Below are 21,417 nucleotides of genomic sequence, written 5' to 3'. Positions count from 1 at the left end.
GCGGCCGGGCTGGCCCGCGCGTCGCCGCGCGGGTGAACGTCGAAAAAGGGCGTGCGGACGGTGCTCCCTCCGGGGGAGACGGGGTGCACCGCCCGGGCGGTGTTACTTCAGGCCGGCGGCGGCGCAGGCGGCGGCGTAGTCCGCGGTGCAGATGTCGGAGACCTTGTAGAGGCCGTCGGCGATGACGGTGTCCTTGATGTTGGCCTTGGTGACGACCTTGGGGTCGAGCAGCTTGGCCGGGATGCCCTTGTCGGTGGAGCTGTCGACGGTGGTGGTGGCCACGGTCTTGACGTCCTTGCCCTGGAGCAGGTCGACGGCCAGTTCGGCGGCGCTGTCGGCGAGCGGCTTGTAGGCCTTGTAGATGGTGTAGGCCTGGTCGCCGTTGACGATGCGCTGGACGGCGTCCAGACCGGCGTCCTGACCGCCGACGGGGACCTTGATGCCAGCGCCCTGGAGCTGGGTGATGATGGCGCCGGCCATGCCGTCGTTGGCGGAGTAGACGCCCTGGAAACCGTCCTTGCCGAGCTGGGTGATCGCGGCGCCGATCTTCTGGCCGGCGACGGTGGGCTTCCACTCGCCCGACTGCTCGTAGACGACCTTCTTCACCTTGCCGTCGAGGATCTTGTGGGCACCGGCCTTGAACTGGCCGGCGTTCGGGTCCGCGTCATCGCCGTTGATCATGACGATGTTGTCGTCGGCGGCCTGGGGGCCGAGGGCGTCGAGCAGGGCCTGGCCCTGGAGTTCGCCGACCTTCTCGTTGTCGAAGGAGGCGTAGGCGGCGACCGGGCCGGTGGCCAGGCGGTCGTAGGCGACGACCTTGACGCCCTTGGCGGCGGCCTCCTTGACCCAGCTCTCGGTCGAGGTGGCGTCGAAGGCGTCCAGGACGATCACCTTGACGCCCTGGGCGATCAGGGTGTCGAACTGCTGCTTCTGCTTGGCGGCGCTGCCCTCGGCGTTGTTGTAGAGCACCTTGCAGTCCGCACACAGGGACTTGACCTTGGCCTCGATGAAGGGCTTGTCGAATGACTCGTAGCGCACCGAGGAGGCGTTCTCGGGCAGCAGCAGGCCGATGGACTTGTTGTCGCCGGAGGCGGCGGAATCCTTCTTGTCGCCGCCGGCCTTGCCACAGGCGGCCATGGAAAGGGCCATCGAGACGGCTGCGGTGGCGATGACGGCGCGACGCATCGTTGCGTTCATGTGAGGAGCCTCCCTGACGTCGCCGCAACGGTGCGGCGGAGTTGGGGGGAGTCAACCCCCCTTCGTCAGCGGACGTCAAGAAGTAAATCCAAGACGAGACCATCGCGTGCCTTTTCGTTATCTTCCTGAACGCATCCGGCCGACAGGACCGCAGATCGACGGCCCGGCCGACAGCACACCGACCCGCCCGGCAAGGCTGCCCGCGGATAAACGGTGTCGTGTACACGCGTATACGCAGGTTGAACCCTCGGTAACGGCGACCGGGCGAAAGCGGGAGCGGATCGGCCCGGACAACGGGCCACGGACCATGAACACCACCTGGCCGCTTGCGGGATCACTGACTCCAAGGCTTGATGACTGAGGGCTCCTCGCACGCCGGACACGGACACCTCGAGCTGGCTAGCGCGGCGACCCGACTCCCTTGCCGGGTCGAAGTTCTGGCTCTACGTCAGTACCCGGGCACGGTCCCGAGCCATGCTGCCCGTGCGGAGATCGTTTCTCGCCAGGCGCGCATTGCTCGTGCGAACCTCTCCGCCCGCGCCCGTGTGCTGCTCTCCGCCCCAGGAGATGCCCGCCAGGCATTGGAGGGGGTGACGACCGGTGCGCTGCTGCCGGCGTGACGGGCATCGTGTGATGTCCGGACAGGCGCCGACGGAAGCACCGACGCCCCCCACGGCATGGAGACCGGCACTGAGAAGACCGAACCGCACGAGGGCGTCCACATCCTGGTGGCGGCGCATTTCGGCGACCCGGAAGCCCGCCACCCAGTAGGCGCCGCGCCCTCCCCCAACGCAGGTGCACCCGGTGCGACAGGACGGTGCCGGGGTGCGGGACGCCGCTCGACCCGGGCGATCTGAACGAGCAGTGCCGCGCCTTCGCCGAGGCCTTGCGAAGTCTGTTCGCGGGTCGCCGCCGCCTGCACGCTGGGTGCCACGACCGTCCTCGGCGCGGCCGTACCGGCGTCCGCGCACGTCATCGTGCAGCCGTCCAGCGTGCCGAAGAACGCGACGGACCAGACCTTCGCGTTCCGCGTGCCCAACGAGGACGACAAGAACAGCAAGGTGAAGGTCGAGATCGACTTCCCCACCGACCACCCGATCCCGTCCGTCAAGGTCGCGCCGGTGCCGGGCTGGACCGACAGCATCCGGACCACCAAGCTCGCCACCCCGGTCCACACCGACGACGGCGACATCACCGACGCCGTCTCGCAGGTCGTGTGGACCGGCGGCCAGATCACCCCCGGCCACTTCCAGGACTTCACCGTCGACCTCGGCGCGCTGCCCGGCGGCACCGACAAGGTGGTCTTCAAGGCCCTGCAGACCTCCGGTGACGGCACCGTGGTGCGCTGGATCGAGGAGCCCCCGGCCGGCCAGCCGGAGCCGAAGAACCCGGCGCCGGTGCTCAAGCTGACCGCCGCCACCGCCGGTGACTCCGATGCTCCCGCCCCTGGCGCCGCGGCGGGCGCCAAGGCCGACCCGACGCCGGCGAACACGACGAGCACTGACACCGCGAAGGCGAGCGGCAGCGACTCCACCGCCCGCGCCCTGGGCGTCGCGGGCATCGTGGTCGGCGTCCTCGGCACGGCGGCCGGCTTCGTACTCGGCCGTCGCGGCCGTGGCCGTGGCACCGGCGCGGACGCCTCGGCGTGAGCACACCCCGCGCGTGAGCAGGCCGCGACCGGTGCGGGATGCTTCCCGCGCCCGCCGCGTGCCCAGCCGCTGCCCTCGCCACGGAATCCCCCGTGGCGAGGGCGGCCGCACGCACGGGCCTCGTCCGCCGCCCCGCGCGGAAACGTGCCCGCGCCCGCGTCTTTCCGTTATCGCCACCGGCCGCTCGGATCTCCTGAGTAGCACGGCCCGACCGGCCGAACCAGAGGAGAGCGGGCAAGAATGAACACCGGCACCGAACACCAGAAGTCGCCGTCCACAGAGCAGGGGGATTCCTCTGCGGCCAGCCGCTGGGCGGGGCACCGCGTCCTCCATGCCTGCTCACTCGCCCTGGCGGTCGCCGCGATCGTCCTGTTCACACTGCCCGCGCGCGGATCGTCGACGCACTCGGCACCTGCCGGCCCGCCCGGCATGGACCACGGCATGACCGCGCCGCCCAGTGCGACGACGCCCGGGATGGCGGGGATGCCGGGCATGGCGGGGATGCCCGGGATGGCGGGGATGCCGGCCACGGCGACCGGGGAGGGGCTCGCCGCCGAACGCGACGGCTACCGCCTCGACTCCGCGGCCACCAGCCTCCCCGCCGGCCGAGCAGTGACCTACCCGTTCACCGTCATCGGCCCGGACGGACGCCCGGTCACCGACTTCGCCGACGTCCAGACCAAGCGGCTGCACTTCTACGCGATCCGCTCGGACCTCACCGGCTACCAGCACCTCCACCCCACTATGGCCCCCGACGGCACCTGGACCGCCGAGCTCACCGCCCTCGAACCGGGCACCTGGCGCCTGTACGCCTCGTTCACACCGAACACCGGCCCCCGCAAGGGCAGCGAATTCGTCCTCAGCCGCACCGTGACCGTGCCCGGCCAGGCCACCGCCGCGCCGCTGCCCGCCGCGACCGACAGCACCACGGCCGACGGCTACGCCATCGCCGTCCAAGGAGAATTGACGGCAGGAACGCCCGCCCCACTCATCGTGACCATCAGCAAGGACGGTCAGCCGGTCACCGACCTCCAGCCGTACCTCGACAGCTACGCCCACCTCAGCATCGTCCACGAGGGTGACCAGGCCCTGGCCCACCTCCACCCCACCACCCCGGTCCACGCGGACCACGGCGGGCCGACGCTGGCCCTCTACGCCTTGCTCGGCGAACCCGGCAACTGGCGGGCCTACCTGCAGTTCCGGACCGCCGGCCAACTCCACACCGCGGCACTCACACTCCACGTCGCCTGACGCCGGCTGCCGCAGAACCACTCCGCCGCGGACGAACGGCCGTCCAGCGGCCGCTCGCACCTCCTCGTCAGCGGCTCCCCGGACCGGGCCGGGTCCGCCGTCAACCACTGCTCGTGCCAGACCCGCTGGCCGCGATCCGAACGGCCGACGCCGGTCTGCTCGGCCGCAGACCCGGCCACGGCTTCCACCGGTACTCCGGCTGCTGAACCGGTCGCCGCGGGGCCGCGAGTGCGGCTAGGGTGGGCGTGCAGCTGGTTCGCCCCCGTCCGCCAGGCGGGAGGCGTCGCAAGAGGGAATCCGGTGCGAATCCGGAACTGCCCCGCAGCGGTGAGTGGGAACGAAAGCCGTCAACCAAGCACTGGACAGACGCTCTTGTCCGGGAAGCGACGGCCGGTAGGAGCCGGTACGGCCACCATGGCCCGGCACGCCCGCGAGTCCGAAGACCTGCCACTGCCCGTGCGCCGCAGCGGCGCACGGTCTTCACCGGGACCTCGCGGGAAGGTCGGCGGCGGCACGGGCAGGGGCTCTCGTCCCCCATCGGCCCGCTCCTTCGCGCACCCCTGTCCGGCGGGGTCCATGCGAACTCGCGAAGGAGAGTTCCGTGAACCGCACCACCCACCGCCCCAGCGCGACCGTCCACGGCTACCCCCGCCAGGGACCGGACCGCGAACTCAAGCGTGCCGTCGAGGACTTCTGGGCCGGCCGCAGCAGCGCCGACCAGCTCCTGACCACCGCCGCCGACCTGCGCCGCAAGGTGTTCCAGCAGCTCGCGGACGCCGGGCTCGGCGAGATCCCCAGCAACCACTTCTCCCTCTACGACCACGTCCTCGACGCCGCATGGATGCTCGGAGCCGTCCCGCCGCGCCACCTCGCCGCCGCCCAGGACGCCCGCCCCGGCACGCCGGAGCACACCCTGGCCGTCTACTTCGCCATGGCGCGCGGCACCGAGCAGGCCGAACCGCTGGAGATGACCAAGTGGTTCGACACCAACTACCACTACCTGGTGCCCGAGCTCGGCCCCGACACCGCCTTCCGCGCCGACCCCGGCAAGCCGCTCACCGAGCTCGCCGAGGCCAAACTCCTCGGCCTCACCACCCGCCCGGTCCTGCTCGGCCCGATCAGCTTCCTGCTCCTCGCCAAACCTGCTCCCGACGCGCCCGCGGACTTCCAGCCGCTCACCCTCCTCGACCGGCTACTGCCCGTCTACGCCGAGATCCTGGACGCCCTGCACACGGTCGGAGCCGAATGGGTCCAGCTGGACGAGCCCGTACTCGTCCAGGACCAGCCGCCCGCCGTCCTGTCCGCCACCGCCCGCGCCTACCGCGACCTCACCTCCGCCACCCGTCGGCCGAAGCTGCTGGTCGCCTCCTACTTCGACGCCCTCGGCGACGCCCTGCCCGTCCTCGCCCGCACCCGGGTCGAGGGCCTCGCACTCGACTTCACCGGCCCCGCGGCCGCCAACCTGCCCGCTCTCGCAGCCATCGGAGGCGTCCCCGACAAGCGCCTGGTCGCCGGTGTGATCGACGGCCGCAACATCTGGACCACCGACCTCGAACAGAGCCTGGCCACCCTGGCCACCCTGCTCGGGCTGGCCGGGCAGGTGGACGTCGCCCCGTCCTGCTCCCTGCTGCACGTGCCGCTCGACACCGGCCGCGAACACGACCTCGACCCGCAGGTGCTGCGCTGGCTCGCCTTCGCCCGGCAGAAGGTCGACGAGACCGTCACCCTCGCCCGGGCCCTGTCCGACGGCCGTGACACCGTCGCCGCCCAGCTCGCCGCCAACCGGGCCGCCCGCGCCTCCCGTTCGGCCTCCGCCCTGACCTTCGACCGCGAAGTCCGCGCCCGCGCAGCCACCGTCACCGCTCAGGACACCCACCGCCCCCAGCCGTACCCCGAGCGGGCCGCCGCCCAGCAGGCCCGGCTCAACCTCCCACCGCTGCCCACCACCACCATCGGCTCCTTCCCCCAGACCGACGCCCTGCGCTCCGCCCGGGCAGGACTGCGCACCGGCCGGATCGACCACGCCGCCTACCGCACGCGCATCGAGGCCGAGATCAGCGAGGTCATCGCCTTCCAGGAGAAGGCCGGACTCGACGTCCTCGTCCACGGCGAGCCCGAACGCAACGACATGGTCCAGTACTTCGCCGAACAGCTCACCGGATACCTCGCCACCAGGCACGGCTGGGTCCAGTCCTACGGCACCCGCTACGTCCGGCCCCCGATCCTGGCCGGTGACGTCTCCCGCCCCGCATCGATGACCACCCACTGGTACCGCTACGCCGCCGATCTGACGCACCGTCCGGTGAAGGGCATGCTCACCGGGCCGGTCACCATGCTCGCCTGGTCCTTCGTCCGCGACGACCAGCCACTCGCCGACACCGCCCGCCAGGTCGCGCTCGCCCTGCGCGACGAGGTCGCCGACCTGGAGGCCGCGGGCGCCGCCGTCATCCAGGTCGACGAACCCGCCCTGCGCGAGACACTGCCCCTGCGCCGCGACGCCCACCCCGACCACCTCGCCTGGGCCACCGAAGCCTTCCGCCTCACCACCAGCGGCGTGCGCGCCGACACCCAGATCCACACCCACATGTGCTACGCCGAGTTCGGCGACATCCTCCCCGCCATCGACGACCTCGACGCCGACGTCATCTCCCTCGAAGCCACCCGCTCCCGGATGGCCGTCGCCACCGAACTCGCCGCCGCCCGCTACCCCCGCGCCGCCGGGCCCGGGGTCTACGACATCCACGCGCCCCGCGTCCCCGGCACGTCGGAGGTCACCGACCTCCTGCGCGCCGCGCTCGACCACCTCCCCGCCGACCGCCTGTGGGTCAACCCCGACTGCGGCCTCAAGACCCGCCACTGGGCCGAAGTACGGCCCGCCCTCGAACACCTCGTGACCGCCGCCCGCGACCTGCGCACCACCCTGGACGGCCGCCGATGACCGCCCCTGCCGACATCACCTCCCGCACCCCGGCCGACTCCGCCGTCACCCTCGCCCACATCATGAGCGAGCACGACACCAACCTCTACGGCACCGTCCACGGCGGCGTCGTCATGAAGCTCATCGACGACGCCGCAGCCGCAGCGGCCGGCCGACACGCCGGAGTCCCCGCCGTCACCGTCTCCGTCGAGGAGATGACCTTCCTCGCCCCGGTCCGCGCCGGCGACCTGCTCACCGTCCGCGCCCAGGTCGACCACGCCGGCCGCACCTCCATGGATGTCACCGTGGCCGTCACCGCCGAACGCTGGAACCTCACCGGCCCCGTCACCCGCGCCGCGACCGCCCACCTCGTCTTCGTCGCCGTCGACGCCGACGGCCAGCCCCACCGCGTCCCCGCCCTCCACCCGGCCACCCCGGCCGACCGCCGCCGCCAGGCCCGCGCACGGCGCCACCGCCGCACCACCGAAACCCGCAGCTAGACCGGAGTGCCGTGGGGCCGCGCCGAAAACGGCGAGCCCCACGGCACTCCGGTCGGTGGCTCGACCGACCCATGAGGCGCACAGACCAAGAAGCGGGTCCGGCCGACGCTGCGGCTCCGCCCCGGGACGGCCACCGGCGTGTCGGTGCCACGGTCTACGCTCCCCGGAACCTACGACTTCGGGAAGTGATCGAATGTCCTACGAGGACGACGAGTTCGAGTACGAGTACGAGTTCATGCCCGCGCTGAGCGCGGCCCTGGCCGATCCGTCCGAGGGTGTTCTGACCCGCGACGGCTGGCGGATCGAGCGGCTCGGTCTGATCCGGGGGGGCCGCGGGCCACGGCACGATTTACGACCCGCTGGGACCGGAGGGCGGGGGCTTCCCGATGCGGCCCGGCGGCACGCCTGTCTACCTGATCGCCCGCGAGAACGCACCCGGGGTCCCGGTGGCGGTCCTGGTACACCCTGGCGAGACCGTCCCGGTCCGGACCCAGGACTGCGGCGACCGCGTGGCGACCCCGTCCGGTCTGGCCGTGGTGCACGCGAACCCCAGCAGGACCTGGATCGAGCCGGGCACCGGGATGCTCAAGCGTGCCTGGGCCACCTTGCACGCACGCGCCGCCGAGGGCGACAGCTGGAGGCTGGAGAACCTCCGCGAGTCGCTTCAACTCGCCTCGGTGGAACCGGCCGACTGGCCGGTGGAGCCGATCGACGGCGACTTCGCGAACGACTGGCTGATGATCCCGGACGAGGACGGCACCGGCACCGTGCTGGGCGTCCTGGCCAACCCGGACGGCTCCAACACGACCGAGTGCCTGGACGCCGAGGGCAACACGGTGGCGCTCCTGCTCACCCTCGACTGAGGGCCGCCCGGCGTACTCGTCGCGGAGGGCGTAGGCCTTCCCCTGGTACAGCCACTCGTAGCGGCCCCGGGGCCGCGCGAGGACCGCCTCGAACCAGTCGGCCGCCCGGTGCGCCGCCTCCGTGGGGGCCGGCAGCGGTGAGGGCTGGCCGGCCCCGCACCACCCGGATGTCCTGGACGAAGGTGTGCACGCGGGCGAAGCGGACGTCGCTGGAGTGGGCGCGGGCGGCGCGATGGCGACAGGGCCTCCGGACGGCCGGGAGGAGTGGTGCTCCCGAGCCGCCGAGAGGCCCTGTCGTCAGGCTTCCTCGCGCCTCACCGGCCCGGGCCGCCGCGCAGTGCCGGCAGCTGGCGGGTCAGGCCTTGCGGATGGAGTAGGCGACGCCGCTGCCGTAGCAGTTGCTGCTCGGGTAGTAGCTGCTGACCACCCAGCCCGCCGGGAGGGGCGAGAAGGAGCACACGACGGCGGAGGTCTGAGTGGTGATCTTGAAGAGGGTGTAGGCGACGCCGGTGCCGACGCAGTTGCTGCTGCTGTACGAGCTGGTGACGACCCACCCCGCCGGGATCGGGGACATGGAGCACACACCGGCGCTGGTGTCGTTCGCGACGTTGTGGAGCGAGTAGGCGACGCCGGTACCCGCGCAGTTGCTGCTGCTGTACGAGCTGGTGATCACCCACCCTGCCGGGATCGGGGACATGGAGCACACACCGACGTTGGTGTCGTTGGCCACGTTGTGGAAGCCGTAGGCGACGCCGCTGCCCGCGCAGTTGCTGCTGCTGTACGAGCTGGTCACCACCCACCCGGCAGGCTTGGGCGAGAACGAGCAGATGGTGAGGTTGGTCTGCCCGGCCGTGTCGGTGATCGTGTACGAGACTCCGGTGCCGGGGCAGCCCCAGCTGCTGTACGAGCTCGTGACCACCCACCCTGCCGGTATCGGGGAGTTGGAACAGATGGTGGTGCTCGCTGCGAGCCGCTGCGGGGCCGCCTGCGCCTGCGCGGTCGCGGCGGTCGTCACGCCCAGGAGCATCAGCACGACCGTCAGTACGTGCGAGGTGCGGGTCCGTAAGGTCTTCATGGCAGGCCTCAGATCTTCTCGACGACGCTCTACGACTGCTCTTGTGCGGGTGGAGTGAACGACGGACACACGAATCGTTCACGTCGGCTGAGATGGTGTCAGAGATCGCCCAGCTGCGCCAGGGTACGGCTCGCGGCTCGCCACCACGCGTCCGCAAAGGCTCCGCTCCCGGGGCGTGTTAGGTAAAGGGCCGGCCTGTGGGGCTTCATCGAGGGGCGGTGATCGTGGGCACGCAGCACGGGAAGTCCGGTGCGGCGAGACCTCGCCACCGATCTCCTCGCCACCCCGCGGCCTATCCGACGATCACCGCCGCCACGGCCGGGGCCCGGAGGGCCCGACGCCGCGCCGCGGCGGGCCGCGCCTGACCCGACCACCCCCGCGGCCACGGATAATGACCTGACCGTCGGACGGCCGCGCCCGCGGCACCGAACGATCTGAGAGGCAGAGGACGGATGACCCTGGAGGAAGGACGACGCGTCAGGCTGACGGCGGACCTCGGGATCGGTGAGGCCTTCACCCGCGAGCCCGGCGAGCCCGGCAACCCCGGTGGGCCCGGGACCGTCGTCGGGTTCCTCTCCCTGGGCGTCGGGGCGGAGGGCACCGTCGAGCGGGTGGACGGCGAACTCCCGGAGAGCGAGGAGGTCCGCGAGTACCAGCGGCTCAAGGCGCTCTTCGACGACTACGGGCACACCATGCCGGAGGCCAGCCGGGAGCGGCTGGAGGCGCAGATCGCCGCGCTGGAACCGGAGTGGGCCACGCACCGGGCGCACGGAAGCCGGGTGACGGTCCGGATCCGCCTGGACAACGGCTTCGTCCTCGACGGTGTACACCAGGACGTTCTTGCCGCACTGTGAGAGGGCGTCAACGTGCTTTGCCGGCAACGGGTAGCACGATGCCGAATTGGACGGGAGGCAAACCGATGCCCGATTGGAGCGGAGGCAAGCCGCTGCCCGAGGTGACAGGTGGGAGCGCCGACCGCGACGCGGCGGCCCCCGGCGGGACGAGCCCCGTCGAGGCGGACACTGCGGCGTCCGAGGCTCCGGCCGCCGCCCCGCAGGAAGAGGAAGCCGGAAGCGCGCCGACCGACTGAGGCGCGGCTGACCTGCGGCGGCCGGGCCCCGGCCGCCGCGGTGTTGCGTCCGCGGCGTCCGCGCCCGCTGCCGGATCCGGGGCCTCAGCCGTGGTCGGCCGGCTGCTCGGCGGCCGCTGGGTTGATCCGGGCGCGCTCGGCGAGGAGTTCGGCGAAGGCCACGGTGAGCGGGTCGGGCCGGGTGCGGGTGTAGGCGGTGAGGGTGCGGCGGATCGGCGGGTCGGGGCGGAGCAGGAGCCCGTCGAACTGCGGCGGGATGATGTCGGCCGGCACGAGGGCCGGTCCGAGACCCGCCGCGGCGAGCAGCGGTGCGGCGGAGGTCTGTTCGGCGCGGACCGCCGCCCGGGGGTGGAAGCCCGCGCGGGCACAGGCCTGGTCGAGCAGGTCGGCGAGGCCGTTGTCGGGGGCGTAGTGGACCCAGGCGCGGTCCGCGAGGGCGCCGAGTGCGACGGATCCGGCGGTACGGCCCTCGGACCGGCCCTCGCGCAGCCCGTCGTCGGCCCGGGAGTCGTCGGCCAGGGGGTCGTCGGCCAGGGGGTCGTCGGCGGCCAGGACGACCGTGAACTCCTCGACGCCGAGCTCCCGGATCGGCCCCTCCCAGCCCTCCGGCGCAGGTCCGATGGCGAGGTCGGCCCGGCCCTCGGCCATGGCCTCCTGGAGCCGGTCGGCGTGCGCGTACTCGCGCAGCCGGATCCGCACGCCGGGGTGCTGGCGATGCCAGGCCCGGAGGACCGGCGGCAGGATGCCGAGGCTGATCGAGTAGACCGCGGCGACCTCCAACTCCCCTTCCTCCAGCCCGGTGGCCCGCCGGGCCACCGCCTGCAGCCGGTCGGCCCCGGCCAGCGCGGCGCGGGCGTGCGGCAGCACCGCCCGGCCCGTCGGGGTGAGCCGCACCGAGCGCGGCAGCCGTTCCAGCAGCGGGCCGCCGAGCGCCGTCTCCAGGGCCCTGATCTGGTGGGACAGCGCGGGCTGGGTGACGTGCAGTTGCTCTGCGGCGCGGGTGAACGAGCCGGTGTCGGCCACGGCGGCCAGGTATTCGAGCTGTCGGAGTGTCGGGGTTGCCATGAAGGAATTTTATGGCAGCTGTCGAAAAGATGCCTTGGACTCATCACCCCACGTCGGGAGAGGCTCGTGGTGCGGCCGCCGCAGGGAACAGCGGGTGGCCGGAATCCCCTGATGACCCGAACTCGAAGGAGTACTCCCATGTCCGACGGCACGCCTCTGCAGGGACAGCGACTGGTCGTGGTGGGCGCCGGTTCGCGCACCGGACGTGCCCTGGCCAGGGCCGCTTCGGCGGCCGGCGCCGCGGTGGTGCTGGCCGGTCCCGACCCGCGCAAGCTGGAGTGGACGGCCGGCGAGCTGACCGGGCCGTCCGAGGTGATCGCGCTCGACCTCACCGACGAACACTCGATCGCCGGGTTCGCCCGGCGGGCCGGCCGGTTCGACCACCTGGTCTCGACCGCCGCGATGCCCGCCAACGGCCCGCTGAAGGACCTCGAACTCGCCGACGTGCAGCGGGCGTTCGCCGCGAAGGTGATCGGCCCGATGCTGCTGGCCAAGCATCTGGCCGGGCAGGTGTCCGAGCGCGGCTCGTTCACCTTCTTCTCCGGGGTAGCGGCCTGGCGCCCGGCGCCCGCCCGCACGGTGATGGCCACCACCAACGGCGCGCTGGCCTTCCTGGTGCAGGCGCTGGCGGTGGAGATCGCCCCGGTCCGGGTCAACGCGGTCTCCCCCGGCATCGTCGACACCGGTTCCTGGGACGGCCTGGGCGCCGACAAGGAGGCGTTCCTGCGCGGGGTGGCCGAGCGCAACCCGGCCCGCCGCGTCGGCAGCCCGGAGGACCTGGTCAAGGCCGTGTTCTACGCCATCGACAACCCGTACGTCACGGGCACCGTGCTGCACGTCGACGGCGGCGGCCGGCTCGCCTGACCGTCCGTCCGGCCGTCCGGCCACGCCCGTCCGCGAAAATCCACCCCCCGATTCGATCCGAGGAGCAACTCCCCATGTCCTGGCGCACCTTGACCCGCACCGCCGCCGTCGCCGCGACCGTCGCGGCCCTGGCGGCCGGCACCGCCGCCGCTGCCCCCGTCCCCGCCCCTTCCTCCGCCCGCCACGACGGCAACCCCGAGCCCGCCTCGCACTCCTGGCCGCAGCGCCTGCTCGACCGGTCGCCCGACCTGGTGCAGCCGAAGTCGCTCACCGTGGACCGCTCGATCGGCGCCCGGCGTGCGGCCCAGGAGGTCCGACTGGCGCAGCAGTTGTACACCTTCTGGAACACCGGCCGGCAGCGGTACCTGGACGCGGCCATCAGCCCGCAGTTCCGGGACAACACCCTGCCGCCCGGCCGCCCCCAGGGCCCCGCCGGGCCGCTCGCCGCCTCGAAGACCTTCCGCGCCGCCGTGCCGGACCTGACCTGCGAGCTGTCCGACGTGCTGGTCACCGGCGACAGGATCACCGCCCGGCTGGTCTTCCGCGGCCACTTCACCGGCACCTTCAACGGCGTCCGGGGCGAGGGCCAGAGCGTCGAGTTCAACGCCATCGACATCCAGCACGTCGGCACCGACCGGATCGTGGAGGACTGGCACATCGAGGACAACCAGACGCTGCTGACCCAGCTGGGCATCCACGGCTGACGGCTCCGGAGCACGCCCCGAACACGCCCCCGAACGCGCCCCCGAACCCACGCGGGCCGGGCCAGGACCGCATCGGCCCTGGCCCGGCCCGCGCCGGGCTGCCACCATGGCCTGATGCGCATTCTGATCATGGGCGGCACCAGGTTCGTCGGTTACCACTTCGCCCGGGCGGCCCTCGCCGCCGGGCACGACGTCACGGTGCTGCACCGGGGCAGGTCCGGTGCCCATCTGCTCCCGGACGCCACCCACCTCATCGCCGACCGCGACGCCGACCTGTCCGTCCTGCGCGGCCTCGCCTGGGACGCCACCGTGGACGTCAGCGCCTACTTCCCGCGCCAGATCCGCCAGTTGGCCGCCGCACTCGACCCCGGCGCCGCCGGGCGCTATCTCCTGGTGTCCTCCATGGCCGTCTACGACACGCCCACCGCCCCGGGGTTCACCGAGCGCTCCCCACTGCTCCCCGCCGATGGGCCCGAGGCCGAGGCGATCACCGCCGCCACTTACGGCGTCCTCAAGGTCCAGTGCGAGCGGGAGGCCCGGGAGTCCTTCGGCCCGGACGTGCTGCTGGTGCGTCCGACCTATGTGATCGGTCCCGAGGACTACACCCACCGCTTCGACCACTGGGTGCAGCGGCTCGCCCGGGGCGGCGAGGTACTGGCCCCGGGCCGGCCCGAGACCCCGATCCAGGTCATCGACGCCCGCGACCTCGCGGACTGGATGCTCGGCCTGCTCGACCAGGGCGCCTCGGGCCCCTTCCACGCCGCGACGCCCCCGCCCTTCAGCATGGGCGACCTACTCGACGCGGTCGCCTCGGCGGTCGCCCCGCCCGGCACCACGCTCACCTGGGTGGACGAGGACTTCCTCGGTGCGGCCGGCGTCCAGGACCAGGCGCTGCCGCTGTGGAGCACCAACCCGCTGATCCGGGCCACCGGCACCGCCGATCCGTCCGCCGCCCTCGCCACCGGCCTCAAGGTCCGCCCGGTGGCCGACTCGGCCCGTGACATCCGGCCGTTCGACCCGCTGCCGCAGACCCTGACCCCGGACCAGGAGGCCGAGCTCCTCACCGCCTGGCACCAGCGCTGAGCAGTCGGCTCCCCGTCGGGACGGAGCCTTCGGGCCGACCCGACGGGGAGTCAACCGAGTCAGTCGAGCGCGGTGTCCGTGCCCGTGTCCGCGTCCGTGTCCGTGTCCGTGTCCGTGTCGGTGAGACCGAGGCGCAGGTGCTCGATGTGGTAGACGGCCTGGTCGAGCAGGGCGGCGACGTGGTTGTCGTAGAGGGCGTAGACGACCGAACGGCCCTGCCGCCGCCCGACCACCAAGCCGAGGTTTCGCAGTAGGCGCAGCTGGTGGGAGCAGGCGGACTGCTCCAGGCCGACCTCGGCGGCGAGTTCGGTCGCCGCGCAGGGGCCCTCGCGCAGACGGGAGAGGATCAGCAGGCGCGAGGGGGTGGCCAGGGCCTGGAGGGTGGTGGCCACCCGGGCAGCGCTGGCTTCGTCCAGGCGGGTGTGCGGGACGGCGGTTGCGGGGGCGGCTCCATGACCCATGCGGGCAATAGTACAACTCATACATGAAGAGGGGTTCATATGTTCATGTATCGTGGATGAGTCACTGGCCCCGCCCTGCCCCGAAGGGTCCCGCCCGCATGCCCACCACTCTGATCGAGCGACCCGCGCCCTCCGCCGCACCGCGTCCCGACACCGCCCCGCGCCGCCGAACCCGGGTGTTCGCCCTCCCCGAGGCCCGCTGGGCCGCCGCCGCGACCGTGCTGTTCCTGATCGCGCTCCCGCTCCAGCTCACCGGCGCCCCCGCCTGGGCCTGGGGTCCGCTGTACGCCCTCACGTACGCCACCGGCGGCTGGGAGCCCACCTGGGCCGGCCTCCGGGCACTGCGCGAGAAGACCCTCGACGTCGACCTGCTGATGATCGTCGCCGCCCTCGGCGCCGCCGCCGTCGGCCAGGTCATGGACGGCGCGCTGCTGATCGTCATCTTCGCCACCTCCGGCGCGCTGGAGGCCCTGGCCACCGCCCGTACCGCCGACTCGGTGCGCGGACTGCTCGACCTCGCCCCGACCACCGCCACCCGGCTGCTGGACGACGGCCGTGAGGAGAACGTGCCGACCGAGCGGCTGGCGGTCGGCGACACCGTCCTGGTGCGGCCCGGCGAGCGGATCGGCGCCGACGGGCGGGTGCTGGACGGCGCGAGCGAGGTCGACCAGGCCACCATCACCGGCGAGCCGCTGCCCGTGGCGAAGGAGGTCGGCGACGAGGTGTTCGCCGGCACCCTGAACGGCACCGGTGCGCTGCGGGTGAAGGTCGAGCGCGACGCCTCCGACTCGGTGATCGCCCGGATCGTCGCCATGGTCGAGGAGGCCTCCGAGACCAAGGCGCCGACCCAGCTGTTCATCGAGAAGGTCGAACAGCGCTACTCGATCGGCATGGTGATCGCCACCCTCGCGGTCTTCGCGGTGCCCCTCGCCTTCGGCGCGGCCGTCACCAGCTCGCTGCTGCGGGCGATGACCTTCATGATCGTCGCCTCCCCGTGCGCCGTGGTGCTCGCCACCATGCCGCCGCTACTGTCGGCGATCGCCAACGCCGGACGGCACGGTGTGCTGGTGAAGTCCGCCGTGGTCATGGAGCGGCTCGGCCAGGTCGACGGCGTGGCCCTCGACAAGACCGGCACCCTGACCGAGGGCACGCCCCGGGTCACCGACCTGCGCCCGCTCACCGGCTTCGGCCCGACCGACGACGGCCTCACCGGCTCCGGTATCGCCGGCTCCGGCCTCACCACCGACGGCCTCACCACCGACGGCCTCACCGCCGACGGCCTGCTCGCCCTGGCCGCAGCCGCCGAGCACCCGAGCGAGCACCCGCTCGCCCGCGCGATCGTGGACGCGGCCCGCACCCGGGGCCTGGCCCTCGCCACCGCCGAGAACTTCGCATCCGCCCCCGGCATCGGCGTCACCGCCACCGTCGACGGCCGCACCGTCGCGGTCGGCGCCCCGGCCCGGCTGCTGAACCGCACCGGGGGCGCCGTCGCCGCCCGCGCCGCCGCGGTCGCCGCCGAACTGGAGACCGGCGGCCGCACCGCCGTCCTGGTCGAGGTCGACGGCGTCCCGGTCGGCGTGCTCGGCATCGCCGACCGCCTGCGCCCGGACGCCGCCGCCACCGTCACCGCGCTCACCGCCCTCACCGGCACGGCGCCGGTGCTGCTCACCGGCGACAACCCGCGCGCCGCCGCCCGACTGGCCGCCGAGGTCGGGATCACCGACGTCCGCGCCGGGCTGCTCCCGCAGGACAAGGTCACCGCCGTCCAGGAGCAGGAGAGGGCCGGCCGCAAGGTCCTGGTGCTCGGCGACGGCGTCAACGACGCGCCCGCCCTGGCCGCCGCCCATACCGGCGTCGCCATGGGCCGGGCCGGCTCCGACCTCGCGCTGGAGACCGCCGACGCCGTCATCGTGCGCGACGAACTCGCCACGGTCCCCGTCGTGGTGGCCCTCTCCCGGCGGGCCCGCTCCTTCGTCGTGCAGAACCTGGTGATCGCCTCGGTGTTCATCTCCGCACTGGTGGTCTGGGACCTGGTCGCCACGCTCCCGCTGCCGCTGGGCGTCCTCGGCCACGAGGGCTCGACCGTCATCGTCGGCCTCAACGGCCTGCGGCTGCTGCGCGAGGCCGCCTGGGCCAGGGCCCGCGCCGAAGGCTGAGCCGTCACCACGGAAAGGCCGTCGCTCCCGGGCCGGGGGCGACGGCCTTCCGCTCGCTCGCGGCCCGGCGCTGAGCGTCACTCGCTCGATATCAGCCGGAAGTCAGGTGTGACCTTCCTCGCCCCGGTCCGGATCACCGGTCTGTGGGCGGCCTGGTGCAGATGCTGATGGGCGCGTACGCGTTCCGGCTGGGCAGGGAGAAGCTCGGGCCGCTGCGGAGCCTGCCGCTCCAGCAGTTCGTGGATGCCGGGTGGACGGGGCCGCACCCGCGGCGCGGCCCCGTCCACCGTCCGTCAGCTGTGCTTCCAGGTCACCGAGAAGGAACTGCCGCCGCTCAGCCCGGAGGTGGTGGCCTTGGTGGTACCGCCCGAGGCCATGGTGATGGCGTCCGGGCTGAAGCCGCCCAGCGCCTGGCCGTTGACGGTGGAGCCGCTGAAGGCGACCGAGCCGAAGTTCGAGAGCGGCAGCACCCCGCTGGAGCTGGAGGGCGCCTCCGCGATCACCTCGGCGGAGGCCAGGGCCGCGCTCTTGAGGGACTTGTTGACGGTGCGGCTCCAACCGGCCGTGGTGTCGGACAGGGTGAGGGTGAAGGACCCGCTGCCGCTGGTGGTGACGCTCGCGGTGAAGTGGTCGCCCGGCCGTACGGTGTTGCTGTAGTTGACCGGGTAGGCCGGGTACATCTCGTACCAGGCCGAGTACACCGGGGAGCCGCTGGAGCAGTCGGCCTCGGTGCCGGTCTGCTCGACCGAGTTGCTGCCGTCGCCGTCGAGGCCGACCCAGAAGCTGGACCAGGTGTCGGTGCCGTTGCAGGACACGGCCGGCTGGACCCAGCTGGCCTTGACGCTGGTGAACCGGCCACCGGTGGCGGCGTATCCGGCCCAGTTGCCGCTGGTGCTGTGCAACAGGCCGCCGCCGTGGTGGGCGAGCGGGGCCTGCACGAGGGTGGGGGCGGTGGCGGCGACGGCCGGTGCCGCGGTGCCCAGGAGGGTCAGCAGGGCGGTGGACACGGCGAGGGTACGCCGACGGACTTCGGGCATGGCTACTCCCTTGTGAGGGTGTGGAGTTGGCCGAGCGTCGACAAAGGTAGACCCGCCGGATCAGGTGCGGATGTTACGGGGACATAACGAAACGCCACTCTGTGAGCTGCTCCATCGGCTCGGCGTCGCCGCCGGTCCCCGGTCCGTCGTGGAGTTCGTACTGCAGCCGCAGTCACGGGGGTCGATGGCCGCGGCGTAGTAGCATCGGGGCCGACGACAGAAGTTGATCACCGGTGGTGTGGCCGAGGCGTACTCGGACCGCCCGCGTCGCCGGCTCATCGGATCGTCGACTGTCACGACATCGGGGGAGCGGCAGCGACTCGCAACGGCCGGGCATCACACGTCGGTTGGCGTTCTCCGGCGCCTGGATCCCGGCGGGTCGCCGGTACCGCCGTCAAGGAGGAGGTCATCCCATGGAACCTGTCACGTTGATCACCGGCGGTTCGAGCGGAATCGGCGCGGCCACCGCCCGCGGCCTGCTCAAGCAGGGCCACCGCGTGGCGATCACCGGCCGCGACGCCGACAGGCTGGCCGCGTTCGCCACCTCCACCGGCGCGGGGGAACGACTGCTGACCATCAGCGGGGACGCCGCCGACGAGCACCATGTCGCCGCCACCGTGCGGCAAGTCGTGGACTCCTGGGGCCGGTTGGACACGGTGATCGCCAACGCCGGGTTCTCCCTGCCCGGCACCCTGGAGAACCACGACGCCCAGGCCATGCGCACCATGGTCCTCACCAACGTCCTCGGCCCGGCCCTGCTGGTGCAGCAGACGCTGCCTCACCTGCGGCAGTCCAAGGGGCGGATCGTGGTCGTCGGTTCGGTCGCGGGCATCAGGAACACGCCCGGCAACATGTACTCGGTCACCAAGTGGGCCGCACACGCCCTGGTCGAGAACGTCCGGCTGCTGGTGGCCGAGGACGGCATCGGCGTGACCCTCGTCGCCCCGGGGATCGTGGACACCCCGTTCTGGGACGAGCGCGGCGGCTGCCCCGACGCGGCACCGGCCCTGACCGCCGAGCAGGTCGCCGAGACGATCCTGTTCGCCGTCAACCAGCCCGAAGGCGTCGACGTCAGCCACCTCGTGGTGCGGCCCGCCGGCCAGGTCAACTGACCCAGCCCGGGCTCGGGTTGAGCGGCGTCGGCACCGTGGACGTGTTCGACCAGCGCGAGGGCGAGGCCGATGCCCGCGCCGATGCCCGTGCTGGTGTGGTAGCGCCAGTCGCTGACGTGCAAGGCGTCGGGTTCGACGTGCACGCGCGGGTGGCGGCGCGTGTGCGTCCGTGTCGCCAGTGGGTGGTTTGGCGCGGCGACCGCCCGGCAGGCCGAGCGCGGCGAGGACGAAGGCGCCGCTGCACACCGAGGCGACTGGCAGCGCCCGTTCGGCGCGGCGGCGAGCGGCGGCGAGCGGCGGCGAGCGGCGGCGAGCGGCGGTCCATCCGGGCCCTCGGCGGCGAAGTGGTCGGCACCTGCGGCCATCAGGGTGGGTCGGGGAGGTCGGGAGGACAGGCGAATTCAGGCCGGGCAGACGATCCAGTCGTCTGCCCGGCCTGAATTCACCTGCTCCGGGTACTCGCGTCCTCATCGGATGGTCGGACGCGCGACGCGGTCCGGCCGGCAGGAGTTCAGAGGTACAGGAGGCGACCGTCGTGTCGAGCACCCAGCCGCACGGTGCCGGGTCCGCCCGAGCGTGGACCGTTTCGGCCATGAGCCGGTGGGCGAGCTGGTGCAGCGGGCCTCGTGCAGCTGACCTAGCCGGTGCGAGACGAACTGTGCCTGGCGCAGGCGGAGAATGAAGGAGAAGGGCAAGCGCTACGGCAAGGGCGGCGTCCTGTTCGGCGGCGCCGCGTGGTCGGATTCCTGACGGCGCAGGCGCTGGTCGCGACCGTGACCGCCGCACTGGCGGTGGCGCTGCCGGTACGGGCAGCCGGGCCGATCGTCACAGCGGCGCTGGGCGTGATCACCGCGACGCCGGTCATGAGTGAGAAACAGGTCGACCGGGCCGGGCCGCCCGCGCCCGAGCGGACCGTCGAGAACGTGAAGGCCGACATGGCCGAGATGAAGGGGAGTGCACACCGATGACCCAGCCGCCTCACGACGAACCCACCGCCTCCAGCCCCGAGGAACTCCGCGCACAGGTCGAGCGGACCCGGGCCGAGCTCGGAGAGACGGTCCAGGCACTCACGGCGAAGGCCGAGGAGAAGGCCGCCGAGGTCAAGGCGCAGACTGCGGCGAAGGCCGGCGAGCTGAAGGAACAGGCCACCCTCAAGGCCGCGGAACTGAAGGCCAGGGCCGCCGACGTGGCCCACCAGGCGCAGGACCGGCTGCCCGATCCGGTCAGGGACAAGGCCGCCCAGGCCGCCGGGCAGGCCCGGGCCAAGGCCGCCGAGGTCGGTCATCTGTGGGAGGAGAAGGCGCCCGAGCCGGTGCGGGAGAAGACCGCCCGGGGGGCGCAGCTGGCGCGGGACAACCGCAAGGTACTGGTGGCCGCAGCGTGTGTGGCTGTCGTGCTGTGGCTGGCCTGCCGCCGCCGGAAGGGGTGAACCGGGTGAAAGCATCGAAGATCGCCTACAGGCCGGTCGCCCTCGTGCTCGGCGCCGTCAGCGGCATGGCCGCGGGAGCGCTGTTCAAGCAGACGTGGAAGGCGCTCGGTCACGGCGAGGACGCTCCGGACGCCACCGACGAAGATCGTTCCTGGCGCGAGGTGCTGCTCACGGCCACGCTCCAGGGCGCGATCTTCGCCGGGGTCAAGGCGGCCGTCGACCGCGTCGGGGCCACCACCGTCCGCCGTTTGACCGGAACCTGGCCCAGCTGACCCGGAAAGGAGGCCGGAGGGCCGGTGGGACACGGACACCGGTCCTCTGCCGAGCATCCGGCCGTCCCCGGTGACCAGCGGTACTGCCGCCCCGGGCGGGCGTAGTACCCGGGTACCGCCCCGCCGACGAGGTTCCCTCCGGGGTACCGCGGTCTGCCGTTGCGCCGCCGGTAGCGTGAAAGACAGGACAACCGGTCGGCTACGGAGCCGACGGTCCCATCGAGACCGCGGCCCGTTTTCCGGAGCCCCGGACCGTCCCTGCTCGCGACCGGCATCACCGTCAACGGCATTCGGAGGGTGGCATGAACACTGCGACCTGTCTGACCACAAGCGGCCAGCGGCTTGCCCGGACCATCCGGACACCCGGCCCCGCCGTCATCCTCGCAGAGTGGGCCAGAGACGACACCCAGCCGCACCCGACGACACCGCAAACGGCGTGGCACACCCCGGGCGCGCCGGCGGCCACCTGGACCCTCAGGAGTCCGGCGTCACCACGGTACGCATGCCCGTGCTCGTGGGCGGCCGGAGCGTCGGCCCCGCGGCCGGCCCCTTCGGCCTTCTCACCGTGGTGATGACCCGCACCACGTCGTACGGCGCCTTCCCGGCGGGTCCGCCCGCCGGCGCCACGACCGCGACCACGACCACGACCACGACCACGACCACGACCACGACCACGACCACGACCACGACGC

The 21,417-nt window shown here is 72.7% G+C and carries 21 protein-coding genes and 1 riboswitch; of the genes, 15 read left to right on the top strand and 6 right to left on the bottom strand.

What is annotated here, in order from left to right; all coding sequences use genetic code 11:
- Nucleotides 1-102: 102 nt before the first annotated feature.
- Nucleotides 103-1,197: a sugar ABC transporter substrate-binding protein gene (locus HS99_RS01445; RefSeq protein WP_050367018.1), complete on the bottom strand. Its 1,095-nt coding sequence runs from the start codon at nucleotides 1,195-1,197 to the stop codon at nucleotides 103-105.
- 923 nt (nucleotides 1,198-2,120) lie between these two features.
- On the opposite strand from HS99_RS01445, the gene HS99_RS01440 reads away from it, so the two are divergent.
- The 5 genes from HS99_RS01440 to HS99_RS01420 all read left to right on the top strand — a co-directional run bounded on the left by HS99_RS01440 (nucleotide 2,121) and on the right by HS99_RS01420 (nucleotide 8,377).
- Nucleotides 2,121-2,846, top strand: a complete 726-nt coding sequence (locus HS99_RS01440) for a YcnI family copper-binding membrane protein (protein ID WP_030556056.1) — start codon at nucleotides 2,121-2,123, stop codon at nucleotides 2,844-2,846.
- 240 nt (nucleotides 2,847-3,086) lie between these two features.
- Nucleotides 3,087-4,097, top strand: coding sequence for a DUF8832 domain-containing protein (locus HS99_RS01435; RefSeq protein ID WP_232790745.1), 1,011 nt, complete (start codon nucleotides 3,087-3,089; stop codon nucleotides 4,095-4,097).
- A gap of 234 nt (nucleotides 4,098-4,331) precedes the next feature.
- A riboswitch (cobalamin riboswitch) is annotated at nucleotides 4,332-4,563 on the top strand.
- Nucleotides 4,564-4,698: 135 nt separating this feature from the next.
- Complete coding sequence (gene metE / locus HS99_RS01430; RefSeq protein ID WP_030556055.1) at nucleotides 4,699-7,035, top strand: 5-methyltetrahydropteroyltriglutamate--homocysteine S-methyltransferase; 2,337 nt, start codon at nucleotides 4,699-4,701, stop codon at nucleotides 7,033-7,035.
- Nucleotides 7,032-7,514: an acyl-CoA thioesterase gene (locus HS99_RS01425; RefSeq protein ID WP_078867580.1), complete on the top strand. Its 483-nt coding sequence runs from the start codon at nucleotides 7,032-7,034 to the stop codon at nucleotides 7,512-7,514. Before metE ends, HS99_RS01425 begins: the two co-directional genes overlap by 4 nt.
- Nucleotides 7,515-8,023: 509 nt before the next feature.
- A complete protein-coding gene (locus HS99_RS01420; protein ID WP_170066657.1) occupies nucleotides 8,024-8,377 on the top strand; it encodes a hypothetical protein in 354 nt (117 codons plus the stop codon).
- Between the two features lie 355 nt (nucleotides 8,378-8,732).
- On the opposite strand, the gene HS99_RS01415 is transcribed toward HS99_RS01420, so the two are convergent.
- Nucleotides 8,733-9,452 carry a hypothetical protein gene (locus HS99_RS01415; RefSeq protein ID WP_030556052.1) on the bottom strand — a complete coding sequence of 240 codons (720 nt, stop codon included), beginning with the start codon at nucleotides 9,450-9,452 and terminating at the stop codon, nucleotides 8,733-8,735.
- A gap of 452 nt (nucleotides 9,453-9,904) precedes the next feature.
- Between HS99_RS01415 and HS99_RS01410 the strand changes: the two genes are divergently transcribed.
- Nucleotides 9,905-10,306 (top strand): hypothetical protein, encoded by a 402-nt coding sequence (locus HS99_RS01410; protein ID WP_030288795.1) that lies wholly within the window; start codon nucleotides 9,905-9,907, stop codon nucleotides 10,304-10,306.
- Between the two features lie 65 nt (nucleotides 10,307-10,371).
- Nucleotides 10,372-10,542 carry a hypothetical protein gene (locus tag HS99_RS44455; RefSeq protein WP_157881799.1) on the top strand — a complete coding sequence of 57 codons (171 nt, stop codon included), beginning with the start codon at nucleotides 10,372-10,374 and terminating at the stop codon, nucleotides 10,540-10,542.
- A gap of 84 nt (nucleotides 10,543-10,626) precedes the next feature.
- Here HS99_RS44455 and HS99_RS01405 read toward each other — a convergent pair whose 3' ends face one another.
- Nucleotides 10,627-11,607, bottom strand: a complete 981-nt coding sequence (locus tag HS99_RS01405) for a LysR family transcriptional regulator (RefSeq protein ID WP_046385872.1) — start codon at nucleotides 11,605-11,607, stop codon at nucleotides 10,627-10,629.
- A 138-nt stretch (nucleotides 11,608-11,745) separates the two neighbouring features.
- Here HS99_RS01405 and HS99_RS01400 point away from each other — a divergent pair, with 138 nt between their 5' ends.
- The 3 genes from HS99_RS01400 (at nucleotide 11,746) to HS99_RS01390 (ending at nucleotide 14,258) form a co-directional block, all read left to right on the top strand.
- Entirely contained in the window at nucleotides 11,746-12,471 is a 726-nt protein-coding gene (locus HS99_RS01400) for an SDR family oxidoreductase (RefSeq protein ID WP_030288799.1), read from the top strand.
- A 74-nt stretch (nucleotides 12,472-12,545) separates the two neighbouring features.
- A complete protein-coding gene (locus HS99_RS01395) occupies nucleotides 12,546-13,175 on the top strand; it encodes an ester cyclase (protein WP_030288801.1) in 630 nt (209 codons plus the stop codon).
- Between the two features lie 114 nt (nucleotides 13,176-13,289).
- Nucleotides 13,290-14,258 carry an NAD-dependent epimerase/dehydratase family protein gene (locus tag HS99_RS01390; RefSeq protein ID WP_030288803.1) on the top strand — a complete coding sequence of 323 codons (969 nt, stop codon included), beginning with the start codon at nucleotides 13,290-13,292 and terminating at the stop codon, nucleotides 14,256-14,258.
- A gap of 59 nt (nucleotides 14,259-14,317) precedes the next feature.
- On the opposite strand, the gene HS99_RS01385 is transcribed toward HS99_RS01390, so the two are convergent.
- Nucleotides 14,318-14,719 carry an ArsR/SmtB family transcription factor gene (locus tag HS99_RS01385; RefSeq protein ID WP_078938649.1) on the bottom strand — a complete coding sequence of 134 codons (402 nt, stop codon included), beginning with the start codon at nucleotides 14,717-14,719 and terminating at the stop codon, nucleotides 14,318-14,320.
- 98 nt (nucleotides 14,720-14,817) lie between these two features.
- On the opposite strand from HS99_RS01385, the gene HS99_RS01380 reads away from it, so the two are divergent.
- Complete coding sequence (locus HS99_RS01380; protein ID WP_030556046.1) at nucleotides 14,818-16,875, top strand: heavy metal translocating P-type ATPase; 2,058 nt, start codon at nucleotides 14,818-14,820, stop codon at nucleotides 16,873-16,875.
- A gap of 293 nt (nucleotides 16,876-17,168) precedes the next feature.
- Here the strand turns inward: HS99_RS01380 and HS99_RS01375 are convergent, their stop codons facing one another.
- The gene (locus HS99_RS01375) at nucleotides 17,169-17,912 is read right to left on the bottom strand and encodes a G1 family glutamic endopeptidase (RefSeq protein WP_030288808.1); all 744 of its coding nucleotides are present in this window, start codon (nucleotides 17,910-17,912) and stop codon (nucleotides 17,169-17,171) included.
- Between the two features lie 413 nt (nucleotides 17,913-18,325).
- Between HS99_RS01375 and HS99_RS01370 the strand changes: the two genes are divergently transcribed.
- From HS99_RS01370 to HS99_RS01355, 4 genes are all read left to right on the top strand, one after another.
- Entirely contained in the window at nucleotides 18,326-19,024 is a 699-nt protein-coding gene (locus tag HS99_RS01370; protein ID WP_030288810.1) for an SDR family oxidoreductase, read from the top strand.
- A gap of 644 nt (nucleotides 19,025-19,668) precedes the next feature.
- Nucleotides 19,669-19,992: a phage holin family protein gene (locus HS99_RS01365; protein ID WP_078938650.1), complete on the top strand. Its 324-nt coding sequence runs from the start codon at nucleotides 19,669-19,671 to the stop codon at nucleotides 19,990-19,992.
- Nucleotides 19,989-20,453, top strand: a complete 465-nt coding sequence (locus HS99_RS01360) for a DUF3618 domain-containing protein (protein WP_046385874.1) — start codon at nucleotides 19,989-19,991, stop codon at nucleotides 20,451-20,453. The genes HS99_RS01365 and HS99_RS01360 overlap by 4 nt, the downstream gene beginning before the upstream one ends.
- 5 nt (nucleotides 20,454-20,458) lie before the next feature.
- Nucleotides 20,459-20,725: a DUF4235 domain-containing protein gene (locus tag HS99_RS01355; RefSeq protein ID WP_030556041.1), complete on the top strand. Its 267-nt coding sequence runs from the start codon at nucleotides 20,459-20,461 to the stop codon at nucleotides 20,723-20,725.
- 474 nt (nucleotides 20,726-21,199) lie between these two features.
- Here the strand turns inward: HS99_RS01355 and HS99_RS44450 are convergent, their stop codons facing one another.
- Nucleotides 21,200-21,412, bottom strand: coding sequence for a hypothetical protein (locus HS99_RS44450; protein ID WP_030556038.1), 213 nt, complete (start codon nucleotides 21,410-21,412; stop codon nucleotides 21,200-21,202).
- Nucleotides 21,413-21,417 lie beyond the last annotated feature (5 nt).

It is taken from the genome of Kitasatospora aureofaciens, assembly GCF_001188955.3.
Lineage (GTDB): Bacteria > Actinomycetota > Actinomycetes > Streptomycetales > Streptomycetaceae > Kitasatospora > Kitasatospora aureofaciens.
Note: the sequence above shows the minus strand (reverse complement) of the source record. Positions and strands in the feature narration are given on the sequence as shown.